The sequence below is a fragment of the Defluviitalea raffinosedens genome (assembly GCF_016908775.1).
GTDB lineage: Bacteria > Bacillota > Clostridia > Lachnospirales > Defluviitaleaceae > Defluviitalea > Defluviitalea raffinosedens.
This window is the reverse complement of record NZ_JAFBEP010000012.1, coordinates 52664-69898: the sequence shown is the minus strand read 5'-3', so window position 1 is coordinate 69898 and position 17235 is coordinate 52664. Positions and strand designations below refer to the sequence as shown.

General features: G+C 35.0%; 15 protein-coding genes and 1 tRNA gene. 2 read left to right on the top strand and 14 right to left on the bottom strand.

Going from position 1 to position 17235, the window contains the following annotated elements; translation table 11 throughout:
• Window positions 1-9 precede the first annotated feature (9 nt).
• The 9 genes from JOD07_RS09795 to JOD07_RS09755 form a co-directional block, all read right to left on the bottom strand.
• A complete protein-coding gene (locus JOD07_RS09795; protein WP_204613759.1) occupies window positions 10-1485 on the bottom strand; it encodes a HEAT repeat domain-containing protein in 1476 nt (491 codons plus the stop codon).
• 27 nt (window positions 1486-1512) lie between these two features.
• Window positions 1513-1701 (bottom strand): helix-turn-helix domain-containing protein, encoded by a 189-nt coding sequence (locus JOD07_RS09790; RefSeq protein ID WP_204613757.1) that lies wholly within the window; start codon window positions 1699-1701, stop codon window positions 1513-1515.
• Between the two features lie 432 nt (window positions 1702-2133).
• On the bottom strand, window positions 2134-3309 hold the full coding sequence (gene rlmD / locus JOD07_RS09785) for a 23S rRNA (uracil(1939)-C(5))-methyltransferase RlmD (protein WP_204613755.1): 1176 nt from the start codon (window positions 3307-3309) through the stop codon (window positions 2134-2136).
• A gap of 5 nt (window positions 3310-3314) precedes the next feature.
• Window positions 3315-4217 (bottom strand): radical SAM protein, encoded by a 903-nt coding sequence (locus tag JOD07_RS09780; protein ID WP_204613753.1) that lies wholly within the window; start codon window positions 4215-4217, stop codon window positions 3315-3317.
• Window positions 4218-4319: 102 nt separating this feature from the next.
• Window positions 4320-4943, bottom strand: a complete 624-nt coding sequence (locus JOD07_RS09775) for a DUF47 domain-containing protein (RefSeq protein WP_158741851.1) — start codon at window positions 4941-4943, stop codon at window positions 4320-4322.
• A gap of 25 nt (window positions 4944-4968) precedes the next feature.
• Complete coding sequence (locus tag JOD07_RS09770; RefSeq protein ID WP_158741850.1) at window positions 4969-6021, bottom strand: inorganic phosphate transporter; 1053 nt, start codon at window positions 6019-6021, stop codon at window positions 4969-4971.
• Window positions 6022-6287: 266 nt separating this feature from the next.
• A complete protein-coding gene (locus JOD07_RS09765) occupies window positions 6288-6842 on the bottom strand; it encodes a DNA-3-methyladenine glycosylase I (protein WP_158741849.1) in 555 nt (184 codons plus the stop codon).
• Between the two features lie 40 nt (window positions 6843-6882).
• Window positions 6883-7707 (bottom strand): undecaprenyl-diphosphate phosphatase, encoded by an 825-nt coding sequence (locus tag JOD07_RS09760; protein WP_158741848.1) that lies wholly within the window; start codon window positions 7705-7707, stop codon window positions 6883-6885.
• 262 nt (window positions 7708-7969) lie between these two features.
• Window positions 7970-9766, bottom strand: a complete 1797-nt coding sequence (locus JOD07_RS09755; RefSeq protein WP_158741847.1) for a stalk domain-containing protein — start codon at window positions 9764-9766, stop codon at window positions 7970-7972.
• Window positions 9767-10024: 258 nt separating this feature from the next.
• Between JOD07_RS09755 and JOD07_RS09750 the strand changes: the two genes are divergently transcribed.
• The gene (locus tag JOD07_RS09750) at window positions 10025-11014 is read left to right on the top strand and encodes a Gfo/Idh/MocA family protein (RefSeq protein ID WP_158741846.1); all 990 of its coding nucleotides are present in this window, start codon (window positions 10025-10027) and stop codon (window positions 11012-11014) included.
• Between the two features lie 148 nt (window positions 11015-11162).
• Here the strand turns inward: JOD07_RS09750 and JOD07_RS09745 are convergent, their stop codons facing one another.
• From JOD07_RS09745 to JOD07_RS09730, 4 genes are all read right to left on the bottom strand, one after another.
• On the bottom strand, window positions 11163-11768 hold the full coding sequence (locus JOD07_RS09745) for an FMN-dependent NADH-azoreductase (protein ID WP_204613744.1): 606 nt from the start codon (window positions 11766-11768) through the stop codon (window positions 11163-11165).
• A gap of 159 nt (window positions 11769-11927) precedes the next feature.
• The gene (gene gltX / locus JOD07_RS09740; RefSeq protein ID WP_158740846.1) at window positions 11928-13571 is read right to left on the bottom strand and encodes a glutamate--tRNA ligase; all 1644 of its coding nucleotides are present in this window, start codon (window positions 13569-13571) and stop codon (window positions 11928-11930) included.
• Window positions 13572-13662: 91 nt separating this feature from the next.
• Window positions 13663-13734: transfer RNA gene (locus JOD07_RS09735), tRNA-Glu, on the bottom strand.
• A gap of 86 nt (window positions 13735-13820) precedes the next feature.
• Window positions 13821-14711, bottom strand: coding sequence for a VIT1/CCC1 transporter family protein (locus tag JOD07_RS09730; protein WP_204613742.1), 891 nt, complete (start codon window positions 14709-14711; stop codon window positions 13821-13823).
• Window positions 14712-14871: 160 nt separating this feature from the next.
• Between JOD07_RS09730 and JOD07_RS09725 the strand changes: the two genes are divergently transcribed.
• Window positions 14872-15861, top strand: coding sequence for a GIY-YIG nuclease family protein (locus tag JOD07_RS09725; protein WP_204613740.1), 990 nt, complete (start codon window positions 14872-14874; stop codon window positions 15859-15861).
• Here the strand turns inward: JOD07_RS09725 and JOD07_RS09720 are convergent.
• Window positions 15836-17233 carry a PilX N-terminal domain-containing pilus assembly protein gene (locus JOD07_RS09720; protein ID WP_158740852.1) on the bottom strand — a complete coding sequence of 466 codons (1398 nt, stop codon included), beginning with the start codon at window positions 17231-17233 and terminating at the stop codon, window positions 15836-15838. The two genes, JOD07_RS09725 and JOD07_RS09720, sit on opposite strands and share 26 nt — an antisense overlap.
• Between the last annotated feature and the right edge of the window lie 2 nt (window positions 17234-17235).

The following is a 17235-nucleotide window of genomic DNA, read 5'->3' as shown; positions in this document are numbered from 1 at the left end:
GGCATGTACCTATTTTTGCATTTTAATAAAATCAATTGCCTCAATTCGTGTATCGTCAAGAAACAATGGCTGGTAATCCCACATTAAAGTAAGTTTGGTTATTGTATCTTTATAATTTTCATCATATTTTTTTAGTGTTTGCTCATATCTTCCTCTTCCAGATAATCCCATAGTAAACAATATCCAGTTTTTCACATCAGTATTTGTGGCCCTTAAATAAGCTTGTACAATAGCATGTTCATCGGAATTTTCGCAAATAGATAAAATTCTTGCACAAATTGCATTAATTATTTCGTTATCACCGAATCTTTGTAAAATAAATGGAGTAAGAGAACGTTTAAAGCTCTTTTCTAGTTTAGCTATTGCATGATTCGCTATTACTTCGTCTTGGTTAAAACAAAAGTCAATAATCAGCTTCTGGGTTTCAATAGAAGAAGCATTTAATGACCAAATAGCTGCTGCCCTCAATTCAGAATCATATGATGGCTCTCTCGCTATCTTTATCAAAATTTCAGTTGTCGGAAGCTCTGTTAATTCACCTAGAATTAATACAAACTCCATTCTAATTTCTTTTTCTTCAGACGATAATGCAAAAGTTTCAAATTCATCCCAAACATTTTCACCTAATCTTAATAAAGACGAATAGCCCTCAAGCCTAATGCGTTTATCTATATGGGGATTAGATACAATTTTTTTAAGTTCGGAAATTGCGTGGTCATTTCTTTCAAGAAAACCTAAGGCCTTCACAGCAGTGTACACTGTTTCATTTTCAGAGGATTCAAGGTCCTTAATAAAATCATACCTTTTTTCTGGCGTGCAAGAAAAGTCTTCTTCCATGGGCACAATACCAGATGCTATTTTTGAATTTGCGGGATAACTTTCCCCACATTTTACATATATGTATTCATCATTAGATATTAACTTGGATTGTCTTCGCCCATTCGATTTAATTAGGCGTAATCGCCGTTTTTCACCTTCTTGCTCAATAGACTCTACAGTAAAATCAAAACTTGGAACATAACTCTTCCATGTCCTATCTCTTTCTGCACCTTCATTCACAGATTTAGGAGCACTTAATTTTGTTTGATCTTCCTTACTTTTTAACGAACCAACAGAAAATAGGTTTATTACACCTTCGCTATTCCATCTCCCTGATACGTCTTTGTAGCACTGAATAAAAGCCACCATGTCATTATCTCTTAATCCAACAAACCAGCGCCTATCCGGATTTGTAGCAGCATCAGACATAATTATTCCAAGCTTTGACTTGGCCCGTGATTCAATTCTTTTGCCACAATTTAAACACAGTAAATCTGGGATTCTTAGTCTTTTTATTTTTGTAGACCAAATTTTATTACTTGTACAATATCTTTCAAGTTCAATAATATTATGCCCTAGTTTGTTTAACTGCTCTATTACCTTTTCAGTCCCCACTGCGCCCATTGTTATCTTATCAAGAAAACTCCAATCCTCTTTAAAAGCCATATCATTCACATCCAATCCAAATTAAGTCTATATTTTAGCGTCTCCACGCTTTACCCATTGATCTACTTCGCTTATTCTAAACCTCCACTGTTTACCAATTTTGTATGCAGGCATTTCATTTTTTTTAATCCAGTTTCGAATGGTATCTTTACTTACACCTAGATGTTCTGCTATCTCATCAATAGATGACCATTTCTCTTGTGCTTGGTCAGACATAATATCACGCTCCCATTCTGTAAAAATTATAGCAAAAAAAACACAGCCTGTCTATGATTTAGCTGTGTTTTTTAAATTTTGTTATGAATTACTATGAATTTATAGAAAAAGCTCCGAACGGTTGTTTTATACAATACTTTGTACTAGATTTTAACTATGGTCTTTCTGCCACGATCGTTCCAATACGCCCTATAGAACATTTAATGCCACTTTACTATAAATACTTTAGAAAATACATCTATCCTGTATCCTCAACCCCCCGTAAAAAAAGCGGTTATCTAATCTGGTAACTCAACTATAAATTTTTAGGGTAGTTGATATATTCCCACAAACAATAAAAGTAAGGAGTTCCTGACATTGCCACATCCGGTAAAGAAGCCTGGAGAAAGATTAAATGTCCGGAAACCCTTTATTTACAAGCTTTTCAGTTCTTTATTTCTCCACCCTTGACATCAATACTACGCACTCAACGTGATTCGTTCCCGGGAACATATCCACAGGCACTGCTTTCTCTGCTTTGTAACCTCGTTTTACCAGGTAACTCAGATCTCTTTCCAATGTTACCGGATTGCAGGAAATATAGACAACTTTCTTAGGCTTTAAGCTGCATAATGCACTTAAAAATCTTTCATCGCTTCCTGCTCTTGGGGGGTCCATAAATACAACGTCTATAGGCTGTTTTTTTGCTTCTAATTCCAGCATAAACTCCCCGGCATCTTTATTGTAAAATTCTGCATTTGAAACTTTATTCCTCTTAGCATTGTTAATAGCATCGCGAACTGCATCACGATTTAGTTCTACACCGATCACTTTTTTTACATGGTCACTGGCAATAAGACCAATGGTGCCAATGCCGCAATAGGCATCCAGAATAATTTCTTTTCCACTAAGGTCGGCAAGTTCTATCGCCTTATTATAAAGTACTTCTGTCTGAACCGGGTTGATTTGATAAAAGGACTTTGGAGAAATTCGAAATACTTTTCCACAAAGTGCGTCTTCGATAAATCCTTTTCCGTATAATACTTGCTCTTTTTCGCCTAAAACCATACTCGTTTTTCTATTATTAACGTTAAGTTCAATGGTCGTTATTTCAGGATGCAGTTTTCTAAGAGCTTTTATAAAATTATTTTTAGACGGAAAAATGGGAGATGCCAAAACCAAAACAACCATAATTTCTCCGCTTTTAAAACCAGTCCGGATCAGTACATGCCGAAACAATCCATAACCAGTATCTTCATCGAATGTTCTGATTTTAAAGGATCTTAGCAATCCTCTTATGGAGTTGATAATGGCATCAGCCCTTTGATCTTCAAGAAGGCAGTTTTCTACAGGAACCACTCTGTGAGATCCTGCTTCATAAACTCCTGAAATAATATTTTTTCTTTTATCAATGTCAAATACTGCATGAACTTTATTCCTATAATGATAAGGGTTTTCCATCCCTATAATGGTTTCAACCTTACAGAATTTTTTTAAGAGAGACTCTACTTGCTTCTGTTTTTCTATAAGCTGTTCTTCGTAACTTAAATGCTGTAACTGACATCCGCCGCATTTGTTTTTTACGGAACAATTAAATTTTTTCCCTGATGTTCTTTTTTCTTTTGCCATGTCTTTTAAACTCCTTCTTCATTAAATTCCGGAATAAAACTTTCTGAAGCAGTTTCTCCTTCTTGAATAAATCCATTTTCGACACCCAATTGAATAGCATAATCTACTAACGCTTCATATTCTTTTTCTGTGATTTTGTGATTGAGTTCCGGATATTTCTTTATGGTTTCCATAGGTGTATATTGGTTCATAATGCTTATAAAAATCTGATCACCAAAGGTTTCGTATAAATATTGTATGATTTTCTTAGAATCGTCTAAGTATCCTGGCAAGGCTAAATGTCTTACGATTACTCCCTTCTTCATCATTCCATTCTCATCAAAAGCAGGTGCTCCTACTTGCTTTACCATTTCAATAATTGCTTTGGAAGCGTAGGAAAAATAATCTTCACAATTAGAATATTTTTTTGCAATTTCCCTGGAATAGTACTTTAAATCCGGAAGATAGACATCCACATATCCTTCTAAAAGCTTCAGAGTCTCAACCTTCTCATATCCACTGGAATTGTATACGACAGGAAGAGTCATTCCTTTCTTTCTGGATATTGAAATAGCTTCTATGATCTGTGGTACATAGTGGCTTGGAGTAACCAGATTGATATTATGGGCATTCTTTTCCTGAAGCTCCAGGAAAATCTCCGCAAGCCGCTCTATGCTAATCTTTTTTCCCCTTAATCCCTGGGCGATCTTATAATTTTGACAATAAACACACCCCATGGCACATCCTGAAAAAAATACAGTTCCAGAACCCTTCTCTCCGGATATACAGGGTTCCTCCCACATATGTAGTGCTGCCCTGGCCACTACTAATTCATAGGTTGTTTTGCAATATCCCTTTTGACCATTAAAGCGATCTACATGACAATTTCTTGGACACAAAGTACAATCCTTCAATAGTAAAGTATCCATTGTTCTGCTCCTTTATTTAATAGTAGATTTAGACATTCAAAAACCGCCTCTTAATAGAGACGGATCATCATTTATAAGAAAAATTAAACATCGCTAAGATCACTAAGAATTCTTCATCATAACACTATGGATATCATCAGCCACAGCTTCACAAGCATCACAGCATTTTTCAAGGCGATTTAGTATCTCTGTCCAAATCATGAGTTCAATAGGATCTTTACAATTTTGATAAAGTTTTTTAATTGTAGTAGTATAAAGCTTGTCCCCTTCTTCTTCCAAACTGTTAACCTTTACAATTTGTGAATGAAGGGTCGTTGATTTCTTAAAATTTTCAAACTCTTTCAGAGCCAAATGAAGCGCCTGGCAACAATTAACGATTAGTTGAGTAAACTCTAAAATCTCAGGACGAATGGATTGAACATTAAACATATCAATGCGAAGTAAAACATCTTCTACTGCATCTGTTACATCATCAATCTTTTGAGAAAGGCTGATAATATCTTCTCTTTCAATAGGAGGAAGAAATTCTTTTAACAGTCTGTTTACCATTTCATGCTTTGCTTGATCTGCAGAATGCTCAATCTCGTGCATTTCCTTTATTCTATCAGATAAATACTTGGTACTGAAATTACGTAAGGTATTGTTCAAAATTTCTGCTGACTGTAAAGAAAACTTTGACAAGTTCACAAATGCCTCAAAATAATTATATTCGTTTTTTCTTGCCATATCCTTTTTCCTTTCTTCATTCTTATTAGAAAATTTTCATAAAGATGTATGCCATAATGTATCCAACCGCTCCACAACCAGGAAATGTTAAAATCCAGGCTGCAAGCATTTCTTTTACTATTCCCCAATTTACTGAAGAAAGTCTTTTGGAAGCCCCAACGCCCATAATAGCAGTTGTCTTTGTATGGGTTGTACTGACAGGAATACCAAATACGGATGATAGTAAAAGGCAAGCCGCTGCTGCTGCATCCGCTGAAAAACCCTGATACTTTTCTAGCTTTACCATACCCATTCCAACCGTTTTAATAATACGGTATCCTCCGATCGAAGTCCCCAAAGCCATGACTGCAGAACAAAGCACCATCAACCAGACAGGAATAGTAAAAGTAGTCACACCACTTGTCCCATTTGCAAGAAAAATTCCAAGCATAAAAACTCCCATAAATTTTTGACCATCCTGGGCTCCATGCATAAAAGCTGTTGCCGCACCACCAAGAATTTGTGCCTGTTGAAAAAAAGGTATTGTCTTTCGCCTGTCCATGCCTTTACAGACAAATTCCGTGATACGGACAATAACAAAACCCATAAAAAATCCGAGGAGTGTAGATAAAAACAATCCGTATATGACTTTTACCCACTCTGCCCCGTTAATACCAGAAAAGCCTTTCTGCAACGCTATAGCTGCTCCGGAAAGGCCTGCTATTAATGCATGACTTTCACTGGTAGGAATCCCAAAAGCCCAGGCTGCAGTAGCCCATATAACAATAGCAAATAGTGCAGCACAAAGAGCTATTAAAGATTTTTTTGAATTGCCTCCAAAATCAACCATATTATAAATCGTCTGCGCCACTGTTGAATTAATCACCGTCATAACCAATACACCTAAAAAATTAAAAACAGCTGCCATAAAAATTGCTTTTTGAGGTTCTAAAGAACGGGTAGAAACACAAGTGGCTATGGCATTAGGTGCATCCGTCCAACCGTTAACCAATACAACCCCCAAAGTTAGTATTACCGTAATCAATAATGCAGGATTAGAAACCAGTTGATTAAGAAAATCAACTAATGAGATTGTCATATTATTTCCTCCCAGTGCTTCTAAAAATAGATCATTTACGACAATAGTATCATAGCATTATTTAATAAATATAACAAGGCACACTGTCATTAGAAAGATTGAACTTAATGGTAAATACTGTTACCTAACACACCTTTATTTCATAGTATACAATAGATTAGAAGAAAAGAGTGCCTTGCCAGCCGAATCATACCGAATATATTATTCAGCCAGGGGATACCTTAACCAAAATAGATCAAAGAATTTTATCCAAAATTTTAGGGGACTTATAAACCCCCTAAAAAACAATCAACTATATGGTCGTTAACCAAGCCTACTGCCTGCATATATGAATAAACGATTGTAGAACCCAAAAATTGAAATCCTCTTTTCTTTAAATCTTTACTGATTTCATCTGATAGTTTTGTATTTGCAGGAACATCCTTTATATCTTTCCAATGATTATGGATTGGCCTGTTGTTCACAAAAGACCAAATATAGCGATCAAAGCTTCCAAATTCGTTAACAATTTCTAAAAACCTCCGCGCATTATTGACAGATGCTTCTATCTTCCTTCTGTTTCTAATAATCCCCGGATTTTTCATTAACTCTTCTATTTTTTCGTGATCGAATAAAGCTACTTTTTCCGGATCAAAACCACAATATGCCTTTCTATAATTTTCTCTTTTCTTTAATATGGTAATCCAGCTTAATCCAGCCTGTGCTGATTCCAGAACCAAAAATTCGAAATGCTTACGGTCATCATGATTGGGCACACCCCATTCTTCATCATGATACTTTATGTACAACTCATCATTCCCACACCAGGGACATCTAACCATCTCAATCACCACTTACCAGAAAACAGAATGTTTTTAAATATTATGCAGACAGAAGAAAATATCCAATAACTAAAATACCCAAAACAATACGATACCATCCAAAGGCTTTAAAATCATTATTTTTTATGTATCTTAGCAAAAATCGAATAGCAATCACTGATACAACAAACGCTACAAACATACCTGTCAGCAAAATAGTTATTTCCATTCCTGTAAAACTAAATCCAAACTTTAGCAGCTTTAATAAGCTTGCCCCGAACATTACCGGAATAGATAAGAAAAATGAGTATTCAGCTGCGATATGACGGGATGTACCAAGAATAATCGCACCCAGAATCGTTGCCCCAGAGCGAGATGTTCCTGGAATTAAGGATAATACCTGAAACAGCCCTATTGAAAAAGCAGTAGCATAAGATAATTGATCAAAATTTTTAATTTTAGGCTTTTTACCTTTGTTGCGATTTTCTACGATGATAAAGAGTATTCCATAAAGGATCAAAGTAATGGCTACGACCTGATAGTTATAAAAATGTTCATCCAACCAGTCGTCAAATAATACACCCAATATTCCAGCCGGAAGGACGCCGACAATTACTTTAAACCAAATTTCCATTGTTTCTTTCTTTTCCTTTTTGGTTTTGCTTGGTGAAAAAGGATTGAGCTTATTAAAATAAAGAAGCACAACAGCCAGAATGGCACCCAGTTGAATCACCACAAAAAACATTTCCTTAAATGCATCTGAAGCATTTAAATGAATAAATTCTTCAACTAATATCATATGTCCTGTACTGCTTATGGGCAGCCATTCCGTAATCCCTTCCACGATTCCCAGAATAATAACTTTCAATAACTCAATTAAAAACATCTTACTACCTCCACGCTTTCGAAAATTAATTTTTGCTCTTAACTCTTTTACTTTACTAGATATTATTGGATAATGCAATAAAATATCCACTGTCATTAAAGAAAATAATATATTCATTATTATATAAATAACTTAAAAATTAAATAACGAAAATTTTAAGATATTCTTAATTTCAATCTTCTTGATCTTATTTGTGGCACAAAAAATTCGGTTAAGAAGAATCATCTTAACCGAATTTTTCAATGATTGATTAATCTATGTTTTACTTCAATATTTCTAATTTATTATCCTTTACATTTATAATAATCATTTGCTCTCCGGCAAACAGATAATCATAAGCAGGATCTTTCTCTATACCAATCGTTTTACCGTCTTGTATCAGATAAATTCCTGCATCATATCCAGTTGTTATATAGCCAATCTTTGAAGAACCAATATAAAAATCTTTCACTCGTTTTGAACTAAGGCTTGCTGTTTCATTAGTATCCAATGTGTACTTATAAAATCCCGCAGCTAAATCGTTATTATTACTTAAAAGAGTATAATAGAAACTTTTTCCGTTAAATTTTGCCTGGGCTATAGGCTTATTGATTAATGTCTTCTTACCATTACCTTCTAAATCTATTGTAATAAGAGTTTGGGCCGTAGCCTCTATATAGTATATTTTGTCATTTACGATCCAAAATTGCGAAGTTGGAAGACTAAGCTTTTTAGTTGCACCTGTTTGTAAATCAATGCTGTAAAGGCAAGGTAGTTGATCGCTTTGTTCCAGATAGCCAAGGGTATATAACTTATTTTCTAGAAGTTTTAAACTATTAGCAACACTATAAAGGGTTTCTCTCCTGTTTACATCATAGGTATACCCTTCTTCCCCCAATCTTTTTTCTGTTCTGGAATTTTCATCATATTCAAATAAGTTATTTGTAGGATTCCCCATAAAATTTATGTTGCTGTAATATATTTTGCCATTTTCTATAATAATGCTTCCAAACTGTTTAGCCCCCGTGAGTTCTTCAACCTTTCCATTCTCCACAACATATAATGTCTCGCCACCCATAGTATAATCTCCATAATGAGCTATGAAGTAAATCTTGTTTTCTTTAGGAATGATTTTTACTATCGCTGAAAAATCATGACCTTTTATATCCAGTTCGCCAATTTGACGAGTTTGCTTCGTATTTAAATTATATTCATTCAAAACCACTTGTCCCTGTTTCTCTTCTCCATAATAAAAAACATCTTCAACAAAGGGCTCCCTCACTGAAACGTAATTTTTTATTTCCTTCAGCAATACCGGACCTTTCTCTCCCTGGGTATAAAGCTTTTGAATCCAAATTTGACTGCTGGAATTGTATCCAACAACGTTGAAATACGTTTTTCCATTAACATTTTGTGCAGCTATAAGCTCCTCGTCATCTTCCACAACTTTATATTTTTTAACTTTCTTACTGGTATCCCAAAATCTTTCTTTTATTTCATTAATGATGGCGTCCGCTTGTTTGTCATTAAGCTTAAGGGGTTCTTTTGAAATAAAAATTAATCCGTCTTTAAAAGCAATTTCTCTATTCAATACCTCACCAATGGCTCTGATTGGAAGAACAATTCTCCCGTTGATTTTTTTAGGGGTTGCGCTTAATTCGATCATTTGCCCCTTAGAAATCATTGTTTTGCTGTCTACAGTAAGCTTAATAGAAGTCTGAGGCTTTCCTGTATTCATCCATCCTCCTTGATCAATTTTCTCCATATATGTACACACCAAAACGACTTCATTAGGCTTGGCTCCGTCCCATTGAGCCTCCCAATGCTCTTCGTCGTTGCTAATAAGATACGTCATTAATCGAAGTGGTACGTAAGTGGTATTATCTTTAAGATAAATCTTTTCATCCCCATTAAAAGATACATATTCTCCATTAATAAACGCCTTTCCTTTGTAATCAATCGGAAAAACCACTGCCCGATTGATCTGCTCTTCCATTCCAAATACTGTACTACTTAAAACAGTAAATAAAAATCCCAGTAATATATTAAACTGTATGAATTTTTTGATCCAGTTTCTCATTATAACCCTCCTTGAATTGATCTTTCTTCCATTAATCAAATATAGCATATTATTGCTGTCATCGGTATGGATAATTTATACAAATTAGACCGTTGTTTTTATTAAAATATGGGTAATTTATACATTTTAGGTTTTGCTTGGTTTGCACCCTCATTAATTGTCAATAATGAATTGAGAAAAAAAGTTAGACCATATTGCAGAAGCGCGTATCTTATGAAATAATTGATTTAATTCAAATTTAACAGGAGGAAAGTTGATATGAAAATAGGTGTGATGGGACATGGTCCAATTGTAGAAAAATGCTTAGACGCAATTTCTAAAGTCTCAGGCTCTCAGGCTATTGCCATCTATAACAGACCTGTAAGTGCCAAAGAAGGTGAAGCGATCGCAAAAAAGTTTCATTTAGAAAAATGCTATACGGATTTCGAAAAATTTTTAAAGGACGATACAATTGACACCGTATATATTGCATTGCCAAATAGTCTACATTATGACTATGCACTAAAAATACTGAATGCCGGGAAAAATGCCATCGTAGAAAAACCCTTCACTTCCACTGTAAAAGAAACCGAGCATTTGGTGCAAATTGCAAAAGAAAAAAGAAAATTTTTATTTGAAGCAATTACAACCTGTCATCTTCCCAATATGAAAGCTTTAAAAGAACATATGAAAGAAATAGGAGAGTTATCGGTGGTGCAGACGAACTTCTCCCAATATTCCAGCCGTTACGATGCGTTTAAAAACGGTGAAACGCCCAATATATTTAATCCAGAGTTCTCTGGAGGAGCACTTATGGATATTAATGTCTATAATATCCACTTCATTGTTGGCCTCTTCGGAGAGCCAGAATCCGTTTCCTATTTCCCCAAAAAAGCAGAAAATGGCATTGATACATCCGGGATTGCTATTTTACAGTATCCTAACTTTGCTTGTTCTGCTGTCGCTGCAAAAGACAGTGAAAGCAAAGGTTTTGCCTATGTTCAGGGCAAAGATGGAACCCTCAAAATCAATAGTCATGTAAGCAGATGCGAAGAACTGATCATAACTATTGGTCAAACCAGCAAAACCATCAACCTTCAGGAAAGCGATAATCATCTTGTTTATGAATTCGAAAGCTTTACTAAAGTCGTTAATGAACAAGACTATGATACTTGCTATAAATGGCTTGAGCATACGCGTTCCGTAATGAAAGTCCTTGAAAAAGCACGCAAATTTGCTGGTATACTTTTCCCTGCAGATCAGCAATAAAGCGATTAGGGCACTTGAGAAGTAAAACATTTTGGTCCTTTGCAAGTTAAAACGAATTTTCTTATTTTAAAGTAAAAAGCCGGCAAGGTGAATGTCACTGCCGGTTATTTATTTTACATATTTATTAAATCATCGATATTCATGTTCATTAAAAAGTTTTAGCTAGTTCTTGAGCTTTCTGTATGGCATTTTCTACAATCGCATCCACATCTTTTCCTACGATATCCAGTTCCTCAGCAACTATGGTGGTAAAATCAGTAATTCCAAAGAAACCAAATATCGTCCTTAAATATCTGTCCCCCATTTCAAATGCTGCCTTGAGCTCTACTAAATACTGCCCACCTCGAGTTGTAATATGGACTGCCTTCTTTCCTTTACATAAGCCTACAGGGCCATCTTCAGTATAGTTAAACGTAATCCCAGAAACAGTAATATAATCGATATATGCCTTTAGTATAGCCGGGATACTCAAATTCCACATGGGTTCTGCAATAACATATTTGTCCGCTTCAGCAAATTGATAGGCATATTTCAAAACAGGATGTTTTTTGCTTTCTTCAGTTTTATGCCCGTAGATCGATTGAATATCCTCTGCCGATAAAAACTTTATGCCCTCTTTATACAAATCCAAAGTAATGATTTCATCGCTCGGGTGCGTTTGAACATATGCACCGATAAAGTGATCAGAAATCTTAAAGGTCCTGGATATGCCTTCCGGTTTTGCATTGACTTTAATATATAGCAGCTTGCTCATTGATTGTCTCTCCTTTTATAATGAAATATAAGATGCTTCAACTGCTTTATATTATTTATTGTCCCCAGAAAAAAATCAGTCTTTCATATATAAAAAATAAAAAAACCTCCAATGTCATTACAGTAGACTTTGGAGGTTTTTTATCTATCTATTAATTTACTACATAGCAGCTTTTTTTATTCTTTCTCGAACTTTCTTTTCACCTAAAATCTGCTGAATTTCCCAAACATCCGGTGAGGATGCTCGTCCTACAATAGCCAATCGTATAACCGTACTTACATCCCCTACATGACCTTTATACATATCCGGATTTTTCTTATAGTCCTTAGGTTTAGCTGCGTATCCGTTTTGCTCAGCGATTTCACGGATTTTTTCAAACCATTGGGTTTGGTCGTCATTATGATCATAGGTTTCAAGATATGCTTTCAGTAATTTTTTTGCTTCTTCTTCATCAATGTTTTGAGGATAAGGATCAACGATTTCAAAATACTCATCAAAGAAATATTTAATAAAATCAAAGATCTGTTCACAATAAATTAAATCTTTACGAGGTTTTGCACCGTCTCTTCCTACAGATAATAATTTGATTACAGAATCTTTATGCTCGGTTAAATTGCTTACGATTTCCTGTTTATATTTCTTAGCCCAGTCAAGTAAAAAGCTATAGATTTCTTCAACAGGGATTTTTACCAAAACATCTTTGCTGATGTCATTGAGTTTATTTAAATCAAACAATGCCCCTGAAATACTCATTTTGTTTAAACTAAATTTAAATTCACTAATATTGCTGTCTGGATTTGCCATTCTCCATTCTTCAAAATTAGAATTCAGGATGGTTAACAGATATTCTCTAACCGCCGCCGGGAAATATCCCAGTTCCATATAGTAGCCCAATCCCATTTCAGGATCTTTTCTTTTGGATAATTTCCTCTTTACACCATTATCTATTTTCATCATATGGGCTGTATGGCAATATATTGGAAGCTCCCAACCCAGAGTTTTAAATAATTCATAGTGAATAGGCAGGGTTGAAAGCCATTCTTCTCCCCTGACAACATGGGTAACCCTCATCAAATGATCATCCACAACATGGGCAAAGTGATATGTGGGTATGCCATTGGATTTTAAAAGTACTATATCCTGAAAATTTTCCGGCATGGAAAGAGTGCCTCTTATAGCATCCTCTATTTCAAATCTTCCTTCTTCACTTCCCATAGATTTGAATCTCAGAACAAAACTTTCCTTATTCTTCAATCGCTTTTCTATTTCTTCAAGGGTTAAATCTCTATCCTTAGCCCATTTACCGTAATAACCAGGAGTAACCTTTTCAGCTTCCTGTTGCTTTCTTACCTCTGATAATTCTTCTTCTGTACAAAAACAAGGATATGCTCTGCCTTGTTCAACCAAATACTTCGCAACGGTTTGGTAAATTTCAGCTCGATGGCTTTGATAGTAAGGTCCGTAATGACCAATTTCTCCATTAACAGTTACACCTTCATCGAATTTTAAATCGAAATACTCCAGAGAAGATATAATTGTTTCAATTGCTCCTTCTACCTTACGTTTATCATCCGTATCTTCAATACGAAGCATAAATATGCCGCCATTTTGATGCGCCAAACGCTCATCTACAAAAGCTCCGTATAAATTTCCCAGATGAATAAAGCCCGTAGGACTTGGTGCAAGTCTGGTCACAACAGCTCCCTCTTTTAAATCCCTTTTGGGGAATACGGTTTCTTCATAATAAGATACCGTTTTTGTTATATTAGGGAAAAGCAAATCAGCGAGTTTCTTATAGTCCATTGAATTCTCCTCCATTTAATTAATGAATAGTAAAAATTAAGACGGTTTCTTTGTTTCATTTCAAACAAAAAAAACCGCCCCTTACGTTTAATGACTCATAGGGGATTCGAACCCCTGTTTCCACCGTGAGAGGGTGGCGTCTTAACCACTTGACCAATGAGCCTAAAAATAACAATAACATTATACACTAATGATAAAAATTTATCTATATCTTTTCTAAATTATTTTTAGAAATCTATTCAATTCCTATTAAACATCTATTCCTAAAAACTGTTTTACTAAAATTCCTACTCCAAAGGACAACGCTGCAACTGACAAACTAATTACAGCCATTTCCAAAAATCTCTTTTTAAAAGGCAAATCCTTTGCAACAGAAATATAATATGTAAATGAAAAAATTATGGCTACAACAATAACCAGCATAATCATTAGTGCAGGAACAAATTGGTCACTGGGCAACACAAGATATGGCAACACCAGTAAAACCACTGCAAAGATATACATAATTCCTGTGTATAGCGAAGACTTTAACGCATTGGTATTTCCTTCTGAACGGGCAGATAAATACTCTGACGAAGCCATGGACAATGTCGCCGAAATTCCTGTAATCAATCCTGAAAGTGCTACTAATCTGTTATCTTGTAAAGCAAAACTTAAGCCTGCCAATGTTCCTGTCAGCTCTACCAAAGCATCATTAAGTCCCAGTACCATTGACCCCACATATTGCAGTCTTTCTTCATCTAATAAATCGATCAGGGCCTGTTCATGTATTTCTTCATCTTTAAGGATCTGCTCTGCTTCTGGAACTTCTTGAGCCAGGTTTGAATAAATGTATTGTACATCCTTTTCTCCCTTTTCCATAATTTTAATGGCAAAAGTATATCCCAGAATAAAACTTATAGCAGCATAAAGCCAAACTTTTAACTTCTGGGGTGTTAATTTTTTATTGGTATATTTCTCCCAAATTTCACAATGTACTCCTTCTTCCTCAGCTATTCGCTGCAAGGTTTCTTTTTCTGATTGCTTTTTTACCCGTTTTGCCAAATTCAGATAAATGGCTCTGTCTGTTACTTCATTTTGCTGAAGTTTGAGAATAAACTGCTTTGTTTCTTCAGATATAGCTTTCCCTTGCTTTTCCATATTGAACCTCCTCGCCCTTAAATTTATTCTTTCGCATCTAAAAACTATTATATCCTTTCACTTGCTAAGATTCAATCAATCGTTCTTTCTACTTTTTCTGCTATTTATTCAATATTTAGTGTATAATATTTACTACATGAATTGACTTAATATAGAAAAGGTGAATATCTTGATAGAAATTACAGAAAAGCTAAGGGAAAAACTTAATCAAATTCCTGCTCTCCCAGGAATTTATAAAATGTTGGATTCAAAAGGCAATATCATTTATATTGGTAAAAGCAAATGCCTTATAAAAAGAGTAAAATCATACTTTGTGGATAACCCAAAATGGGAAAAAGTCCAAAAATTAGTTCTGTTCATCGATGATATAGACTACATCGTAACTGATACGCATTTAGAAGCCCGTCTCTTAGAATGTCAATTGATTAAAGAAATAAAGCCTAGTTTCAACTCTCAGATGAAAAATGATCAGAAATATGTTTATTTAAAAGTAGAAAACTATAATAGATTTAACGCCTTATCTGTTGTCCATCAGAGGGAAGAAAATACCTATGGGCCTTTTAGAAAAAGATCCACTCTTTTAAATATCATCAATTCCTTTAAATCCATTTTCCCTCTTGTTAAAAGAAACGGAAGCTATGAATTTGAATACCATGTCATGTCCTCGCCCATGGATCAAAATGCTTTTAATCAAAACAAGGCTGTTTTGTTAGAAATTTTTTCAGACAACACAAAAATGGTACTTTTAATGAGTAAGTTAGAAGAGAAAATGAAAGAATGCTCTATGCAATATAAATATGAAAGTGCAGCAAAATATAGAGATCTCATGCAGGGATTGGAATACATCAGTGAAGGCATATGGCGTTATAAAGATTTGATATCAAAGGATATCTTACTGAAAATACCAATTACTAACGGACACAAACTTTTTTTCATCTCCAAGGGGAATATATTGACGAAAAAGATTTATCCAAATTTAGATACTAAAGATATTGAACTTTTTATCAAAAGCAGTCGTTCAATCAAGTCACCAATGTCTTCAAATACAGATGAAAAGGCAAATGTTGATTTTCACGATATTTTATATTCTGAAATTATTTCTCTTCCAAATGAAATGGTTCAGATCATTTCTCCTGAACAGGAGATTTAATGATCACTCTGTTTTGCTCATTCGTATCAGTTTCTTCACCCCCAGCATCTATTTCTCTGTGTTTCGATACAGTTACAGGCAAAGTATCCTCCGTAAAAAAGTCAGAAAGCTGTTTCATATTTAGATCCCAGCCTCCCCTTTCTGTAATTACTCCTCCTTTAGACAGGATAATCCCTGTAAAAGAACCTCCTTCAAGAAATACACTGCCATTGGGCGCAATTAACACCCCTGTAATGTGGCGCCAGCCTTTTATAACAATATCCCCTTTACTGATGATGATAATATTACCACTGGGACTTTGGCTGCTGTCCGAATAATAGTGATTCGCCAGGATTCTGGCATGATCAGGTATATTCTCTTCGGATACATTATCTTGTACTGTGTAACCATGGGCAGCATACCATGCATCTTCTCTAAGCTCAAAATCTAATAAAGGTATTTCAAAATCAGGTAGTTCATCTACTTTTATACATTTATCCAATAAATCCCTACTAAAATATTCTGGAGCTTTCAAAATTCCCGTATAGTATATGTTTTCATGGATTTGTGGCGTCCAATCCAATTCAACATCTCCATTCACATAGACATTTCCATAAAGCCTGGCCCCTGCTAGTTTTAGATTGCCATTCACATATACATCTCCAAAAATATCTCGAACAGCACCGCTTAGAAAATTCAAATCTCCATTAATATATATTTTTCCCGGCTTGTTTCTGTTTCCAATATCTCCGGAACTATGATCCAAAGTAACAGAAGCATTAAAATATAAATTAGAGACTTTCAAAGAAGGATTATTATCCAAATTGATTGAATCAAATATGATCGTTCCTTCTTCTCCATTGATACTGCTGCCGGTAAATTTGAGTTTCGAGCCATATAAAAAAATATCTTTCATATAAGCGAAACCATTTTCAGTCCAATTGACTGTTATCACTGATTTTACAGTTCTTGTACTGTTGCCTATACGTCCTCTGGAGGTTATGGTATAATCTGCACTGTCTTCTCCGCTTCTACGAGAGCCGGTAATGGTAATCATGGCTTCCGGAGTTCTCCCAAAATTACTTTCAAAAGTATCAAGTATGATAGGCTTATTCATATTGCTTTCTAAGTTAGCAAAAAACTCATCTGCAGAACGGACCCTATCGTATAAATCATTCACCTTCGTACGAATCCAATCAATCGTATAGTTCACCCCTCCTTCTGCTATGTAATAAGCACTTTCGCTGTCAGAATGGATTCTTGTCATTTTAAAAGCAGATGTGGTCATGCCTATGATTGCCAGTCCCAATATCGATACAACAACCAATACCAGTAAAACAAAAGTAAGGGCAAAGCCCTTTTCGTTTTTAATCCATTTTTTAAACAATACCATAC